This window comes from Chitinophaga sedimenti (assembly GCF_023156195.1).
Taxonomy (GTDB): domain Bacteria; phylum Bacteroidota; class Bacteroidia; order Chitinophagales; family Chitinophagaceae; genus Chitinophaga; species Chitinophaga sedimenti.
Genome location: NZ_JAKUKA010000001.1, coordinates 5,521,124 through 5,536,577 on the forward strand (window position 1 = coordinate 5,521,124; position 15,454 = coordinate 5,536,577).

A 15,454-nucleotide genomic window follows, 5' to 3' on the forward strand; every position below is an offset into this window, starting at 1 on the left:
TTGTCTGAATTCAGCAGCATATCGTCTTTTCAGGAAGCGCTCTATGCCGGAAATACTACCTGTGAAAATGCCGTACGCCAGTATTTGGAGCGCATAGAGCAGTTCCGTCATCTAAATGCTTTTATTGAAGTTTTTGCCGAAGAGGCCCTGGAGCGCGCACGTTCCCCGGATATCCGTGTCCGGAATGGCGAAAAACTGGGTCCGCTGGCGGGTGTAGTAACAGGCATCAAGGATGTTATTTGTTATAAAGACCACCAGGTAAGTGCGGCTTCCAATATTCTGAAAGGTTTTACCTCTTTATATTCCGCTACAGCTGTTGAACGACTGCTGGCAGCGGATGCTGTCATTATAGGCAACCTGAATTGTGACGAGTTTGCGATGGGGTCTACCAATGAAAATTCCTCCCATGGTAAAGTGCTGAACGCTTTGGATACTACCCGCGTGCCGGGCGGTTCGTCTGGCGGGTCCGCAGTGGCCGTTCAGGCCGATCTTTGCCTGGTAAGCCTGGGAAGCGATACTGGTGGTTCCGTTCGCCAGCCAGCTGATTTTTGTGGTATTATCGGGCTGAAGCCAAGCTATGGCCGCATTTCACGATACGGTCTCATAGCTTACGCCTCTTCTTTTGATCAGATAGGCATTTTTGGCAGGAATATTGCAGATGTAGCCGCGGTTCTACAAGTGATCGCGGGTCCCGATACTTATGATAGTACAGCCTCGCAAACAGATGTGCCTGATTATCAATCGTATCTTCAAGACAATAAATCCTACAAAATCGCGTATTTAAGGGATGCATTGGACCATGAAGGTCTGGACCCGGAGATGAGAGCCGGCTATGAGCAATTCTTTGACAATCTGAAAGCAGCTGGTCACACCGTGGAAGCGGTTGATTTCGAATACCTTGACTACGTTGTTGCCGCTTATTATGTTTTAACTACAGCAGAAGCGAGCTCTAACCTGTCGCGGTTCGATGGTGTAAAGTACGGTTATCGTACGCCCACCGGGGGACTTGAACTGAACGACTTTTACAAAAAAGCCGGTCGGAAGGGTTCGGAAAAGAGGTAAAAAGGCGTATATTGCTAGGGACTTTCGTTCTTAGCGCTGGATATTACGACGCTTACTTCACCAAAGCGCAACAAGTGCGCCGGATGGTGGTAGAAAAATGAACGGGATTTTGTCGGGTTATGATGCTATCCTATTGCCAACAGTTCCGAGCACCGCTTTCAAAATCGGAGAAAAAATGGAAGACCCGATTGCCATGTACCTTGCCGACATTTATACGGTACTTGCCAATCTTACAGGGGTTCCTGCGATATCAATACCTTTACAACGGCATTCAAACGGGATGCCTTATGGGATTCAGATCATAGCGAAGCACTTTGACGAAGGTCACTTGTTACAGATAGCCAATAATCTGTTGCAATAAGCAACAAGTAACTATAGTTTTAAAATATAACTCGTATGACGAAAGTCTTTTTACTCATGTTATTGCCGATAGTGGGCGCCGTAGCGTCTGTATCTGCAAAAGATGGGGTAAATGAGATCGCGCCGCAACAAGTGGTTGCCGCCGCCGATACAGCTGTATTGCTTAAAAAAGGTCATTTACCCAAGGACACCGTACGTCCATCTTACGCAACAACGCCTTTAAAACAGGCAGCGGCATCTTTGCCGTCAACTATCCGTAGCCCGAAGGTTTACGAACAGGTAAACAATCACTACGTTACCGGTTACATCAACGATTTTGCTACGCGGTACAGCAATCACTTACAGGTAATGATTACCAAAAGTGAGCCATACTTTGTGATGATCGAAAAAGTGTTCAAAGAGCACGGTGTTCCGGAGGAAATGAAGTATCTCGCACTCATTGAATCTGGCTTTAACACCAATGCACGCTCGCGTGTGGGCGCTGTAGGGGCCTGGCAGTTCATGAGCGCTACCGCCCGCGTTTTTGGCCTCAACGTAGGCAAGAAAGTAGATGAGCGTAAAGATTTCTACAAATCGACCGTTGCTGCCGCCAAATATTTGAACGAGCTGAACGGTCAGTTCGACGATTGGTTATTGGTTGTGGCTGCTTACAACTGCGGAGCCGGCGGCGTAATGCGCGCTCAGAAAATGAGCGGCAGAGACGACTTCTGGGGCATCCAGTACTTCCTTCCGGCAGAATCCGGGAATCATGTATATAAATTCATCGCTACCGGTTACATTCTCGACAGGTTCAATACTTTCTTTGGTGTAGGCGACGATAAGCCAACGCCTGTTGCCATTGCGGCCCCGGCATTGCCCGCAAAACCGCTTACCGATGAGGAGCTGTATAACACCGTAGTATTCACCATCACCGGTAAATACAAACTGGAAGCTATCGCCAAGAAACTGCAAATCGAGAATGAAGACCTGCAACGCCTGAACCCGAACTTCTACGAAAGCCTGGCCGGTGCTGACAACAGCTACGAACTGCGCATCCCGAAAGATAAAATGAAGGAGTTCCAGGCAGAGAAAGAAGAAATTCTGAAAGAATCACTGCAGATTGCGCTGGACGACAAAGCATCTTCTGTAGATCGCAGCAAATTCCCGGCTCCCGTGGCCAAACCTTCTACCACTGCGGCGGCTCCGAAAACTACTGTGGCTAAAAAGCCGGTAGCAGCCGCTAAAAAGAAACCGGTAGCTAAGAAAAAGCCGGCAACTAAAAAGCCAACAACAAAGACTGCAACAGTTAGCAATCCGAAACTGAAGTAAGTTTTTAGTGAGATAAAAAAGGGCTGACCAGCAATATGGTCAGCCCTTTTTTATGCGTATATCTTCCGCTTCGATAATTTTCTCCATCCTGGACAATTTTTCCTCCATTTGGATCAATTTTCAGGGCCCCGGCGGTTCTATCTTTGTAATAAGCCGGTAGCTGTAATAGCCTCAGTTTACCGGATTTATTACCGGTAAGCGGACAGCGGGCGGAAACTTCAGGCTATGGGGCGCGGCATACTGACATCTCAAAAAAATCTCCATGCAAACATGTGTTGCATGGAGATTTTCCTTACGATGAAGTATGTTATTATAATGCTATGGCCGCTTTGCGTCTCGTGGCATAGTTGACTGTGTCCAGGATAGGACCGGTCATAAAGGTAGTGGCGAGGGCCATGAGTACCATCATCGCGAAAATCTGCGGGGTGAGGATGCCCATATCGTAACCAATGTTGAGCACCACCAGTTCCATAAGGCCGCGGGTGTTCATGAGCGCGCCGATGGACAGCGCTTCGGGCCATGACTGGCCTACCAGCTTCGCGGCCAGTGTACTGCCGCCGAATTTGCCGCCTACGGCTACGACCATGATCATAGCGAAAACGCCCCAGAGATGACCTTCGTTCAGCAGGCCTACTTGTGTACGCAAACCCGTGAAAGCGAAAAATATCGGTAATAAAATGAGAATGCTTACATCTTCCAGTTTATCGGCCAGCATCTGTTTGATGTTCATTTCTTCGGGCATGATCACGCCGGCAAGGAAGGCGCCAAACAGCATGTGGATGCCGATTACTTCGGCCACATAACCGCCAATAAGCAGCGTGAAAAACGCGAGGGCAACGTTACGCTGGCTCATTTTTTCACCGCCTTCTTCCGGCTGTTTTACCATGCGTTTTTTCAGCCATGGTTTGATGATGTACAGCATGCCGAACACGAATACTACCGCCAGCGCGATGGTAATAAGGGCGCCTGCGATAGAACCTGCCTGTGCAATGGCTACCACGCAGGCCGGGATACACCAGGCCGTTACATCGTCGGCCGCGGCGCAGGTGATGGCCAGGGTACCGAGCGGGGTGCCGGTGAGTTTACGTTCCTGTACAATACGCGCCAGTACGGGAAAGGCCGTGATGCTCATGGCAATACCCATAAATAAGGCAAACGGCAGGAAATTCACATTGGCAGGTGCATGTTGCTGGAAAATAAAGTAGGCGAGTCCTACCCCAAGGAAAAAAGGCACCACGATACTGGCATGACTGATCATTACTGCATCATGTGCTTTGTTACGAATCTTTTGTATATCCAGTTCCATGCCCACGATGAACATGAAGAACGCGAGGCCTATCTGGCTGAGGAATTGTAAATTATTAAGGCTTGTTTTGGGAAATAAGGTGGCCATACCTTCGGGCCACAACAGGCCGAACAGCGAAGGGCCTAATACCACACCGGCGATAATTTCGCCCACCACCGCAGGTTGGTTTATTTTACGGGCCAGGGTACCGAACAGTCGAGATACGGCAAGGATCAATACGATCTGTACCAATAGCAGGGCCAACGGTTGTTGCATGTGATGGCTGAATTCGGACAGGATGCTGTGTCCGGGGAGGGCTTCACAGGCAGTTCGGTAACTGCCGGAAGAATGTCGTGCTGCAGCAGTTCACCTTTGGAAATAATAAACCAGATCAGGAGGCCGAACACCCCGATGATCAGCGGGTAGAACAAGTAACTTTTCTTCATACACGATAGTTCAGTGCGAAAGATAAAAAATATATTCCCTGAATCCGCGCCAGGCTGCAAAATCACCTCGGGGTAACCTTTCGTAGCATGAAGGAATTGTAATAAATTTGAGGATATGAGTAACGAGAAACTGAGAGTGGACAAATACCTGTGGTCCATTCGCATTTTTAAAACCCGCACAATGGCCGCCGCGGCCTGCGATAGTGGAAAAGTGAGGCTAAACGGCGCACCAGTAAAGGCGGCAAAGACAGTATCACTGGGCGACCAGTACGAAATAAGGACAGAGGCCCGAAAGTGGAAAATCGAAGTAACCGGTTTGCTGCATACCCGCCAGGCTTACGCCGAAGCGATCAAGTACTACGTGGACATTACCCCCGAAGAGGATCAGCTGGCGAACCAGCGGATGGCTTCGAGCTTTAACACGGGTAAGCGTCCGAGTAAGATCGGCCGGCCTACGAAAAAGGAACGCCGCGACCTGGACGGCTTTATGGAGGTGGAACCGGAAGAATAATCGTCATTTCTTCGCCTTTTCTATTAATTTCGCACATTCTAATTATTAAATCGATGCCAAAAACGCAAAGCGATGTATTATCCGCCTCCACACTGGTGAAAGTAGCGGAAGAATTTGGTACCCCTGTGTACATCTATCATGCTGAGAAAATAAAAACGCAGTATAATAAGCTGAAGCAGGCTTTCAGCAAGTCGGACACCCGTTTCTTCTATGCTTGTAAGGCGCTGACCAATATCAACATCCTTCGTTACATGAACTCGATCGGTTGCGGACTGGATACGGTTTCGATCCGGGAAGTAGAGTTGGGTTTACGGGCTGGCTTCGATCCGAAGAACATCATTTTTACACCCAACTGTGTTGATCTGAGCGAGATTATCGCCGCTAAAGAGCTGGGCGTAAATCTCAATATCGATAACATTTCCATCCTGGAGCAGTTTGGCAACAAGTTCGGCGGCAGCTATCCGATCTGCATCCGCCTGAACCCGCACATCATGGCGGGCGGTAACTTCAAGATTTCTACCGGTCACGTGGACAGCAAATTCGGCATTTCAATTCACCAGATCCGCCACATTGAGCGTATCGTTAAGTCGACCAAACTGAAAGTAACGGGCCTGCACATGCACACTGGTTCTGAAATTAAGGACGTGGACGTGTTCCTGCGCGGCGTGGAAATCATGTTCGAAATGACCGAACACTTCCCTGACCTGGAGAGCATTGACCTGGGCAGCGGCTTTAAAGTTGCCTACCAGCCCGGCGATCCGGAAACCGACATCGACCTGCTGGGTGAAAAACTGACAGAGGCATTCAATAATTTCGCTAAAAAATACAAACGTCCGCTGCAACTGTGGTTCGAACCAGGAAAGTACCTGGTGAGCCAGGCAGGATATTTCGTGGTAAAAGCGAATGTGATCAAACAGACCACTGCTACGGTGTTTGTTGGGGTAAACTCCGGGTTTAACCACCTGATCCGCCCCATGTTCTACGACAGCTTCCACCTGATCAAGAATATTTCGAACCCGAGCGGTACCGAGCGGATTTACACCGTGGTAGGTAACATTTGCGAAACCGACACGTTTGGCTGGGACCGTAAAATTACCGAGGTACGCGAAGGAGATCTGCTGGTATTTTATAACGCGGGCGCCTATGGCTTTGAAATGTCTTCCAACTTCAACTCGCGCCTTAAACCAGCGGAAGTGTTGGTGAAAGATGGTAAAGCACACCTGATCCGTAAGCGCGACACGATCGACGACCTGCTGAAAAACCAGGTAGAAATACCATTCTAATGGACACGGAAAGTTTGCACGGGCAGTTAGCCAGTCAGGGTTACACGCTTCACGCGCAGTTCACTTTCCGCGAAATGCTGGAACCCGTACGCGAAGGATTACAAACGCGCAATGGTTTCAGGAATGGTTTTATACTGATTATTTTCTTCTTTATGTTGATAACAACTGCTTCAGTCGCCAGCTCGCTGGTCCTGAAGCAGTTGTCGTTTAACGGGGTGGTGTACCGCCTATTTCTCGGGGTGGTGTTTACCTTTGTACTGATCCCTTTACATGAATGGCTACACGGACTGGCTTTCCGCTATTACGGTGCACGGGATGTGCGGTACGGTGTAGTGTGGCGGTATTTGATGTTTTATGCGGTGTCGCACCTGCAGGTATTGGGCGCGCGGCAGTATTACCGCATAGGACTGGCACCGTTCGTGGTGGTTACATTAGGTGGCCTGATCACGTACTTTTTCTGTGGGCCGGCCCTGCAATTAACGATCTTAAGCCTGTTAAGTTTCCACACACTTTGTTGTGCGGGTGATTTTGGATTATGCGCCTATTTTCTCAAATATATTGATAGCGAACCCCTTACGTTTGATGATGCTGGTACGGGTACTACTTATATCTACCTGAAAAAATATTCGGAATCTTAATTTTGTGTACCTTTGCATTTACACACTTCACTGTTAGAACAGATCTGATTAGTTTTCCTACCGGCTGCTACTTGTAATGCTTTAGAGAGGTACGCATACTACCTGGCATTTTTATTTTTGTATATATGAAAACGTTGACTGCACATCCCGCGCTTTTCAAAGACGATCTGTTGGTTGATACGCAGGTTTCTTTCGTCCCCTTCCTCAGGTTCCTGAAGGATAAGGTCGCGAGTTCCGCTGGTGCAACCGCATCTTTCTACCAACTCATAATTGATAAGTTTGAGAGCAAACCTGAATTGCTCGGCCCCCGGATATCAAAAACAATGACGAAAAGTACCGCGATTACTTTGACTGGTCATTTCAACGGTATTTCCGATCACCAATAACGAAAAGCAGGACATCTACGCTATCGGTATGCCCTACCGGTTTATGCTGTTTCACTACAGCCAGATGTTCCACGATACCTTCTCCCTTCATGGGGATGAGCTGAAAGCCGTGCCTGCCGGCATGTCGTTGGAAAAGGTGAAAAAGGACAAACTCGTATGGTTGTATAAACTCATACTGGAACGCCTGTACGATTTTCCGGTGAAGCAGGAGAACGAAATGATCCATGGCATCGTGAACCCGGTGACCGGCGTTAAGCGCTATGTAAAAGTGTTTATCGATTCGCGCTTTGTGGATATTAAGGTGAAGGGCGAATTACCTGTATTTGATTGTGGCGAGGCCTGCAAAATGGCGCTGAAACAGCGTAGTATTACGCGTTTACAGGAACTGTTACCACTGGAAATGTTCCAGCTGGAAGGCTTCGTGGTATGGTCGGTGCAGGACGTTACCGAGCAGGAAGTAATGACGGGCATTAAAAACATGGTGCTCGACCTGCGTGCTGGTAATGAAGAGCATAACTATTTGCAATTGCAGGATTACCTGCAATCGCTGCTCGCACTCAAAGATGTGCGTGTAAATGTGATGCCCTTTTTAAAGGTAAATAATAAATGGGTGATTGAAGAATGCTCGGTTAGCTCCAGTATTCTGATGGGCAACGCGCGCAACGAGGGTGAGCGGCAAAGCCTGTATTTACAGTTGCTCGAACATCTTACGCAAACCAAAGAACCGCTTGTGCTTTCCAAAGTTACCCGCGACGTGGCGCAGGTATATGGTTTCATGAAATATCTTCCCCTGAATGGAGTAAACAGCTACATATTATTACCGGTACATCACGAAAACGATATGCTCGGCGTGTTGGAAATTTCTTCCGCCGTAGCCGAAGAACTGGACTACGATGTGATGTTGCAGCTGATGCCCGTGTACCCGAGTATCGCACTGTTACTGCGCCGCTCGCGCCAGATCGCCAGCGAACGCATACAGGAAGTGATCAAAGAGAAGTTTACCGCCCTGCAACCTGCGGTGGAATGGAAGTTTACGGAAGCGGCCTGGGATTACCTGGCCAATGAATCCCGAGGAGATAGGCAATATTCGTTTTGAAGGCGTGCAGCCATTGTACGGCGCCGTCGATATCCGTAATTCGAGTATTGAACGTGGCGCCGCCATCCGCGAGGATTTGCGGGAACAGTTGCAACTGATCGCGCAAACGTTCGACAGCATCAATGGACAGATAAAATTGCCGTTGCTGGAGGAACTTCAGTATAAGAACAATGTGCTGCTCAACAGCATCGGCGACACCCTGTTCGCAGAGGATGAGGTGCGCATCAATGATTTCCTGGACCAGGAAATTGCGCCAACACTACAGCACCTGTACGAAGGTTATCCGCAGTTGAAAACGGAACTTGAAAATTATTTCGCTCATGTAGATAAGGATAGTGGCCACGTATTTCATCACCGCAGGGAGTATGAGGATAGTCTCAGCCAGATCAATACCGCCGTGAACGCGTACCTGGAAAACGAGCGGGAAAACGTACAGGAATCTTTCCCGTGCTACTTTGAGAAATACCGGACAGACGGTGTGGAGTACAATATTTACATTGGCCAGTCTATTGCACCGGATAAAAAGTTTGACCTGCTGTACCCGTAACCTTCGCCTGTGGCAGCTTACATCGATGGCGGCAATCGCGCGTGAAACACATAAATTGTCTCCAACGTTAAAAGTGCCGCTGCAAACCACGCAACTGATCCTGGTGCACAGCAACCCGATCGAGATCAGCTTCCGCAAGGACGAGCGCAGGTTTGATGTGGAAGGCGCGTACAACATCCGTTACGAGATCATGAAAAAGCGGATCGATAAGGTGCGCATCCGGGAAACGAAACAGCGGTTAACGCAGCCGGGCACTATCGCACTCGTATATTCATATGCGCGCGAGGCGGAGGAGTATCGCAAATACATAGAATTCCTTCAGAATAAAAATATTTTGAAACCTGGTATTGAAATGCTGGAGCTGGAAGAGCTGCAAGGCATCAGCGGCCTGAAGGCGATGCGGGTAGAGATTAATTTTGATGCATGATAAGAAAGCTGACGTGGTTAACTTGTGAAGGGACAGCTCTCTGAACAATACAACAGTTTGCATAAAGAAGCCCCCGGCATTTGCTTGCGTCGGGGGCTTTGTTTTTTATCTTTTCTGCTAGAATTTAAATCCGAGCGAGAAGTAGGGCAGCAGTCCTTCTTTTGAATGCGCCAGTTCCGCCGTAATAATGAACAGGTTTATGGGAGAAAGGTAAAAACCGCCACCATAGCCATCATGCCATGAGCTGGACTTTTCATCCGGCATCCACACGCGACCTACATCGTTGAAGCCAATGAGCCCAACCGATGCAGGCAGTACCCGCGAAGAGAACTGGAATAACTTCAGGCGGAATTCGGTATTGTTGTACGCCATGGTACGGCCTGCGAATCGGCCGTTGCGGAAGCCGCGCAGGTTGGTGTTGCTGCCGAGCGACAGGGCCTGGTAGTATTCATAACTACCCCAGGTATGCCCACCACCGAACCGCGTTACTACGACAAAATTGGCCGGCACGCGGAACGACATGTACACGCTCATTTCCGATTTTACCTGCGAGTAATTCTTACTGTAATCGCCCACACCCAAATTTCCCGTCAGTGTGGTGGTCCAGTGAATACCGCGCGATGGAATGACCGGATTATTACGGGTATCGATCTCCAGCTGCAATTTGCCCCCTGCGTGGTATTTGTTCTGGTTGATGCTCATGGAGTCCAGCCCGTTATCATTAAAATCGTTAATGTAACGGTTGTCGTTATCCTCCTTATCAAAAGAATAAATATTGAGCGTTGGACCGTAAGCGAAACTCACTTTATTGCCCAGCCTTGTTTTCAGCAACACGTCCGCATTGTAAAAGTTGAAGCGCGTGCGGTAGTACTGGATCGGTTTTTCGGTTATCTCTTTATCAAACCTGGTATCGTTACCCAATCCAAAAAAGTTGATCGTGTTGTGGGGCGCGCGTATGCGGCCATCGAGCAACAGGTCGGTTTTTCCGATAACGTCCGTGAACTCGCCATTGTAGTGGAAGTTATACGCCTGCGTCGCGACCGCATGGCTGAAAGTCAGTGTCTGCTTGGATTTGAAAGGCAGTTTGCGGAAGCCGTGATTCGTGTATTGCACTCCTGCTCCCAATGATATGCCATCGTCGAGGTTGTAACCGGCGTATACCAGTGGCACCACTTTGTCGTACAGGAAAGCCTTGCGGTTATAGTCAATGATCTCCGGTTTGTCCGATAAGTGCAGTTTCGCATTGTTGTGCGCGAAGCCGAAGGCATCGGCGCCGTTCTTTAAATCGTATACCTGTACACGTTTACCCACGTGCCCGGAAGTGCTGTCTACATAAGTATCCGCATCTTTGCCGCCAATGATGCGGATGAGGATGGGCGAGTGATCTTTGCCGTACAGTTCGAATCGATCTTTGCCACCCAGGCTGTACAGGCGGATTTCCTTCGTTACTTTTGGATCAAACGTACGTTTGTAGAGTGTTTGCTCCACATCACCGCTCTTCGCGATTTTTGAAACTTTCACTTTTACTTCGCCACTCGGTTGCCTTTCGATCTGGAACAATTCGTTTTTCTCGCTGCCCGGAATATCTACACCTTTAGAGATGAAGCGATAATGTTTGAGCGCCTGCTCTTCTAAAATACCCCTCCTGGCTTTTAATACTTCCAGCGTGCGTGCGGTGCCGGGCAGACTGCGGATGCTGTCGGGGAAGTAGTGTACGGCTTTCGCGAGTACGTCGTCGTTCATGGTGGCCACGAATGCCCGGGTTTGTTTATGCCAGTCGTTCGCGTCGAGCTCATTTAAAAATGAGCGGTCGAAATATCTTGGGTTGAAGTTGAAACCTTGTATGTACGGTACTTTCGCCCGGAAGCCCTGTGTGAATGGCAGCAGGAAACGCCAGCTGAGTACGCGCGTAATCACACCTTCGTTCACATAAAAGGCCTGGTCACGGTCGCGGGGAACAGGATAAAAACTGTAGCGGCCTTTCTTTTCTTTCTGCATGCCCCAGCGCCACTGATCGTCATGGCGGTCCCAGTCGGCCATCAGCATATCGAGCAGTCTTGCCTGCAAAGCGGCGTGCTGGTCCACCTGGTTATCATTATCACCGTGCAGCTTCTCCAGCATTTTTCGGTGTTGTATGTTTTTTTTCTCGCTGCCGGGTTCTCGTTCTTCGAACAGGTAGATCTGGTCGCCGAAGTCGTTGCGGTAAATGCCGAGCGAGGTGTCTTTGGGTAAGTACATTAACTTGGGGTTCGCGTGCGGAACACCTGCTGCTTCGGCCAGTGGCGCCACGACTAATGGCGCATAAGGATTGGCCGCCGATATCTGGTCCTGTACTAAATCTACCGCAAACGTTTCGCGCAATGCTACCGGAACGGCCACTATCGGGTTTTTACGAAGCGATCGAAGCACCCATTCCGTGCCGCTGGCATCTTCCAGCCGCAAAGAGTAAGTTTGTTTGCCCCCACCACGCTGTAAAATTTTCATCCCGCCTTTTTCGTGTTTCAGGTCCATTACGGGGAAAGACATGGGTTGCGCCCATTCCGCGCGGTAGTTGTTACCAAGCATTTTGCGGTGGAATCCGTTGGCGCGGTCGTACTGCGGATCAATGGCCATGATTACCGTATCACCGATTTTTTTATCAGATATCGGTGCCGTTTGCTGCAGGCGATGCGCCGTTAGCTTAATTACGTTGGTCGTGAACAGCGGCGCCGTCGATTGCTCGCCGTAGAAAGCTACGCGCATGGTGCTGTCGCGCAGCATTTCCAGTACGGTGTAGCCGTTATCACAGGTCGCGAATTCAGACCCTTTTCCTTTTTTACGCGGTTATCCTTCGCACCCGCGCCGCTTACGATGTAAGGAAAGCGATCGTCGCGGATAAACTGCAATGTATGGTCGTGTCCTGAAACGAAGACGGCTGGCTGTCCCTCGGGAATTGCAGCTTCTACACTCCTGACCATTCTTTGGTAAAGCGGATGTGGAATATCTTCCGTCGTACCAAACACGCCGCGGGTAACCGGATAAATAGAACCGATAACAGGCAGCGGAATATACAGCGAGCGATTCAGGTCTGTCTGTAAAAGGAAAAATATGTTGCTTTAAGGTATAATAGCCGCCATGGGGACCGTAACTCCGGAATGGATGATGCGTGGCGAATACTACGAGGCGGCCTGGATTACGAAGAATTACGTCGGTGATGGCGGTGGTCACTTCATCTTCTGTTTTGCAGTCGCAGGAGGAGGTGAGACCGGGTTTTTCGTACTGGTGCAGCCACCATTCACTGTCCATGATGATGAGCAGGAGTTGGTCGCCCAACGGTATGCCCACCGGGCCGGGACAGGCATCCTTTGGGAAAAACTGCACATTGGCGAGGTATTGCGAGTCAACGTAGCGCTGCTGGCGTTGTACGGTTTCCCAGCCGCCTGGGCCCTGTTTTTTCCAGTCGTGGTTGCCGGGAATAATATAACCATTTGCGTTAGTGCCGCGAATAAGATTGATCTGGTAATCGATAATGGCTTTGGCACCCGGATAGTTTTGTGCTACTTCCGGTGGCAATCCCTTAGGATAAATATTATCGCCCAGGAACAGCACGGTATTATTTCCTTTATCCAGGTCGATGCGCTGTTTCACTGCATCGATCACCGCATTGCGGCCGTTTTGCAGTTCACCTGCATCGCCTATCAGGATGATGCGTTGTAACACGCTGTCGTTTGTTTGCTGCGCCATGACAGGTAGTTGCGTCATGGTGGCGAAAGCGGCCATTGCCGCTATCTTTCTGAATGCTTGCATATTACTTGCCTGGTTGATACTTAAATTTCAGGATGTTTGCCGAACCTTCGTCGCCGGCCTCATTGGAAATAAACATGTCGCCGTTCGGCGCAAACGTAATGCCTTCGGGCTGTCTAAAGCGTGTATGCGGCAACTGGTATACCTCTTCTACTTTCCCTTTCAGATCGGTGATTACCAGCAGGTGGTTTACGGAGGCCACGATGTACAGGCGGCGCTGCAATGGTTGAATGGCTGCGGCCGAGGGCTGAAATGCTTTCAGCTTTTCTTTTTCTCTGTCATCTTGTCCAGTATTTCCGCTACACTGATCTGGAAAAAAGGTGCAGGGTCGAAGGCCATCGTTGTCAGGTTAAAGCGGTAAGCACTCGTCCGGTGCTGCTTTTTATCTCCTTCGCAGTGTTTGCAGATGATGATAATACTGTTAACATTGCGATCATAATAAGCCGTTTCAAACTCCTTTCTGCCTTTGACGGGCAGCTCATATTCCACGGCGCTGATGCTGTCGGTAAACATGTTTTGCACATGGAACAACGAGCCATTGCTCTTCAGTACAAAGTAGTCCTTGCCGGTAAAGGCGAGGTCCTCGTAGTCGGTATTTTTCCCGAATTTCCAGTTTTCGTAAGGCTTGTCGGCTCTTACGTCCATCCTGAAAATACGGCCTTCTTCGTCATTAATCGCCATAAACTCGCCATCCTTGCCATGATGGATAATTCCGGAAATCTCTTGCATAGATCCTCGTACCCGCAACTTCTCCGGGGTGGCCAGGTTGTACCCTTCAGGGGAGGGAGCTTTGCCGCTCTGGCCTTCGGTTAAGCCGTTACAGGACAGTAAAAGCAGCAGCAGGGCACAGCATGGATACAGTTTCATACTCATAGTTTGATAGGTAAAATTAACGCAAAAAATGCTGTAAATTGCTGTCATTCAAGTGCTGCTTTTTAACTCGAAAATCATATGAAAACAGGCGCTCTTATTGAAGCTGCAGAAGCATACGTCACCCAACAGTTCGAACAAAACGCCGACCCCGTGCTGGTATATCACAACCTTGGACATACGCGCCAGGTGGTGAAAGCCGCCTCGCAGATCAGTGCGTTTTACCGTTTGCGCGACGATGATCTTACCATTGTGATGGTGGCGGCCTGGTTTCACGACATGGGCTATGTGCTCGGCGTGCGCAAAGGCCATGAAGAAAAAGGCGCCGAAGTGGCCCGGGTGTTTTTGCAACAGCAACAGGCGCCAGATCACCTTGTCGACGGAGTAAGCGCCTGTATCCTGGCTACGCGGCTACCGCAAAATCCGGATACGTTGCTTGAGCAGATTGTGTGTGATGCCGATCTCTTTCACCCGGGCTCCAAGGATTACCGCGACCTCGACAAAAAACTGCGTACCGAAGCGGAACTGGTCACCGGTGAGAAAATTCCTTCAGAAAAATGGACCCTTGGTTCTATCGCTTTCCTGGAATCGCATCGTTATCATACCACTTATTGCCAGACTTTGCAGAAAGCGCAAAAGGAGGAGAATCTCGAAAAGCTCCGTTCCAAACTGGAGAAGAAACAACGGGAGGCTCTTTTAGCCGCTGATAAAGCTACTAAAGAAATGGAAGCGCCGGCCGGCTCGGGGCCCAATGATCCAACACAAACCATGATCCATACAATCAAGTTGAAGGAAGAGAAAGACAAGGATAAAGAGAAGAAGGTGAAGAAGCCCGAACGCGGTATAGAAACCATGTTCCGTACTACTTCCACCAATCATATTCATTTAAGCCAGATGGCCGATACCAAGGCGAATATTATGATTTCGGTAAACTCGATCATTATATCGATCATGGTGTCGGTGATGTTCCGCCGGCTGGAAGATTATCCGAATTACATTCTGCCGTCCATTATATTTTTGATGACGAGCGTGACCACCATCATATTTGCAGTGTTAGCCACGCGGCCGAATGTGAGCAGCGGCCGTTTTTCGGATGCGGATATCCGCGATAAGAAAGCGAACCTATTGTTCTTCGGCAACTTTCACCAGATGGAATACCTCGATTACGAACGCGGTATGGAAACCATTATGAGGAATTCCGAATACCTGTACGGCAATATGATCCAAGATATTTATCACCTGGGTGTGGTGCTTGGCCGCAAGTATAAGCTGCTGCGCATTTCCTATAATATATTTATGTTCGGGCTCATTGCTTCTGTGTTGTCGTTTGTAATTGCAGCCGTATTTTTTCCTGTAGCGCGATAAATGAATCATGACAAACCAGGCAGATAAGCATATGACCGCGCCGCTGTTCGACCGGGACCTCAGTTGGCTTTCATTTAACTTCCGTGT

The 15,454-nt window shown here is 49.2% G+C and carries 15 protein-coding genes and 1 pseudogene; 10 read left to right on the forward strand and 6 right to left on the reverse strand.

Features of this window, described 5'->3' with window-relative positions; genetic code table 11:
- Positions 1-84 precede the first annotated feature (84 nt).
- Positions 85-1,423: pseudogene (gene gatA, locus MKQ70_RS31770) on the forward strand (Asp-tRNA(Asn)/Glu-tRNA(Gln) amidotransferase subunit GatA).
- Positions 1,424-1,458: 35 nt separating this feature from the next.
- Positions 1,459-2,730, forward strand: coding sequence for a lytic transglycosylase domain-containing protein (locus tag MKQ70_RS31775; RefSeq protein ID WP_248078734.1), 1,272 nt, complete (start codon positions 1,459-1,461; stop codon positions 2,728-2,730).
- Positions 2,731-3,040: 310 nt separating this feature from the next.
- On the opposite strand, the gene MKQ70_RS31780 is transcribed toward MKQ70_RS31775, so the two are convergent.
- Entirely contained in the window at positions 3,041-4,291 is a 1,251-nt protein-coding gene (locus tag MKQ70_RS31780; protein ID WP_248078737.1) for a cation:proton antiporter domain-containing protein, read from the reverse strand.
- Positions 4,249-4,461, reverse strand: a complete 213-nt coding sequence (locus MKQ70_RS31785; protein WP_248078740.1) for a hypothetical protein — start codon at positions 4,459-4,461, stop codon at positions 4,249-4,251. The genes MKQ70_RS31780 and MKQ70_RS31785 overlap by 43 nt, the downstream gene beginning before the upstream one ends.
- 115 nt (positions 4,462-4,576) lie before the next feature.
- On the opposite strand from MKQ70_RS31785, the gene MKQ70_RS31790 reads away from it, so the two are divergent.
- The 7 genes from MKQ70_RS31790 (at position 4,577) to MKQ70_RS31820 (ending at position 9,349) form a co-directional block, all read left to right on the forward strand.
- Positions 4,577-4,972, forward strand: coding sequence for an RNA-binding S4 domain-containing protein (locus MKQ70_RS31790; protein ID WP_248078744.1), 396 nt, complete (start codon positions 4,577-4,579; stop codon positions 4,970-4,972).
- Between the two features lie 53 nt (positions 4,973-5,025).
- Positions 5,026-6,255 (forward strand): diaminopimelate decarboxylase, encoded by a 1,230-nt coding sequence (gene lysA, locus MKQ70_RS31795; RefSeq protein WP_248078747.1) that lies wholly within the window; start codon positions 5,026-5,028, stop codon positions 6,253-6,255.
- Positions 6,255-6,893 (forward strand): DUF3267 domain-containing protein, encoded by a 639-nt coding sequence (locus MKQ70_RS31800; RefSeq protein ID WP_248078749.1) that lies wholly within the window; start codon positions 6,255-6,257, stop codon positions 6,891-6,893. The genes lysA and MKQ70_RS31800 overlap by 1 nt, the downstream gene beginning before the upstream one ends.
- A gap of 125 nt (positions 6,894-7,018) precedes the next feature.
- On the forward strand, positions 7,019-7,279 hold the full coding sequence (locus MKQ70_RS31805) for a hypothetical protein (protein ID WP_248078751.1): 261 nt from the start codon (positions 7,019-7,021) through the stop codon (positions 7,277-7,279).
- 28 nt (positions 7,280-7,307) lie between these two features.
- Complete coding sequence (locus tag MKQ70_RS31810) at positions 7,308-8,375, forward strand: hypothetical protein (protein ID WP_248078753.1); 1,068 nt, start codon at positions 7,308-7,310, stop codon at positions 8,373-8,375.
- The gene (locus MKQ70_RS31815; RefSeq protein WP_248078756.1) at positions 8,341-8,922 is read left to right on the forward strand and encodes a hypothetical protein; all 582 of its coding nucleotides are present in this window, start codon (positions 8,341-8,343) and stop codon (positions 8,920-8,922) included. Before MKQ70_RS31810 ends, MKQ70_RS31815 begins: the two co-directional genes overlap by 35 nt.
- A 55-nt stretch (positions 8,923-8,977) precedes the next feature.
- Positions 8,978-9,349, forward strand: coding sequence for a hypothetical protein (locus MKQ70_RS31820; protein ID WP_248078759.1), 372 nt, complete (start codon positions 8,978-8,980; stop codon positions 9,347-9,349).
- Between the two features lie 117 nt (positions 9,350-9,466).
- Here the strand turns inward: MKQ70_RS31820 and MKQ70_RS31825 are convergent, their stop codons facing one another.
- The 4 genes from MKQ70_RS31825 to MKQ70_RS31840 all read right to left on the reverse strand — a co-directional run bounded on the left by MKQ70_RS31825 (position 9,467) and on the right by MKQ70_RS31840 (position 13,999).
- Positions 9,467-12,109: a BamA/TamA family outer membrane protein gene (locus MKQ70_RS31825; protein ID WP_248078769.1), complete on the reverse strand. Its 2,643-nt coding sequence runs from the start codon at positions 12,107-12,109 to the stop codon at positions 9,467-9,469.
- Positions 12,110-12,172: 63 nt separating this feature from the next.
- Complete coding sequence (locus MKQ70_RS31830) at positions 12,173-13,135, reverse strand: metallophosphoesterase (RefSeq protein WP_248078771.1); 963 nt, start codon at positions 13,133-13,135, stop codon at positions 12,173-12,175.
- Position 13,136: 1 nt separating this feature from the next.
- Positions 13,137-13,355, reverse strand: coding sequence for an NHL repeat-containing protein (locus MKQ70_RS31835; protein WP_248078774.1), 219 nt, complete (start codon positions 13,353-13,355; stop codon positions 13,137-13,139).
- 35 nt (positions 13,356-13,390) lie between these two features.
- A complete protein-coding gene (locus MKQ70_RS31840; protein WP_248078776.1) occupies positions 13,391-13,999 on the reverse strand; it encodes a hypothetical protein in 609 nt (202 codons plus the stop codon).
- A gap of 84 nt (positions 14,000-14,083) precedes the next feature.
- On the opposite strand from MKQ70_RS31840, the gene MKQ70_RS31845 reads away from it, so the two are divergent.
- Positions 14,084-15,367, forward strand: a complete 1,284-nt coding sequence (locus tag MKQ70_RS31845; RefSeq protein WP_248078779.1) for a Pycsar system effector family protein — start codon at positions 14,084-14,086, stop codon at positions 15,365-15,367.
- The last annotated feature ends 87 nt before the right edge of the window (positions 15,368-15,454 follow it).

Coding starts and splice junctions, on each gene's coding strand:
- MKQ70_RS31840 (WP_248078776.1), bottom strand. CDS start 13,999: ATGAAACTGTATCCATGCTGTGCCCTGCTGCTGCTTTTACTGTCCTGT.
- MKQ70_RS31775 (WP_248078734.1), top strand. CDS start 1,459: ATGACGAAAGTCTTTTTACTCATGTTATTGCCGATAGTGGGCGCCGTA.
- MKQ70_RS31825 (WP_248078769.1), bottom strand. CDS start 12,109: ATGCTGCGCGACAGCACCATGCGCGTAGCTTTCTACGGCGAGCAATCG.
- MKQ70_RS31845 (WP_248078779.1), top strand. CDS start 14,084: ATGAAAACAGGCGCTCTTATTGAAGCTGCAGAAGCATACGTCACCCAA.
- MKQ70_RS31790 (WP_248078744.1), top strand. CDS start 4,577: ATGAGTAACGAGAAACTGAGAGTGGACAAATACCTGTGGTCCATTCGC.
- MKQ70_RS31810 (WP_248078753.1), top strand. CDS start 7,308: ATGCCCTACCGGTTTATGCTGTTTCACTACAGCCAGATGTTCCACGAT.
- MKQ70_RS31815 (WP_248078756.1), top strand. CDS start 8,341: ATGAATCCCGAGGAGATAGGCAATATTCGTTTTGAAGGCGTGCAGCCA.
- lysA (WP_248078747.1), top strand. CDS start 5,026: ATGCCAAAAACGCAAAGCGATGTATTATCCGCCTCCACACTGGTGAAA.
- MKQ70_RS31780 (WP_248078737.1), bottom strand. CDS start 4,291: ATGCAACAACCGTTGGCCCTGCTATTGGTACAGATCGTATTGATCCTT.
- MKQ70_RS31830 (WP_248078771.1), bottom strand. CDS start 13,135: ATGCAAGCATTCAGAAAGATAGCGGCAATGGCCGCTTTCGCCACCATG.
- MKQ70_RS31805 (WP_248078751.1), top strand. CDS start 7,019: ATGAAAACGTTGACTGCACATCCCGCGCTTTTCAAAGACGATCTGTTG.
- MKQ70_RS31800 (WP_248078749.1), top strand. CDS start 6,255: ATGGACACGGAAAGTTTGCACGGGCAGTTAGCCAGTCAGGGTTACACG.
- MKQ70_RS31785 (WP_248078740.1), bottom strand. CDS start 4,461: ATGAAGAAAAGTTACTTGTTCTACCCGCTGATCATCGGGGTGTTCGGC.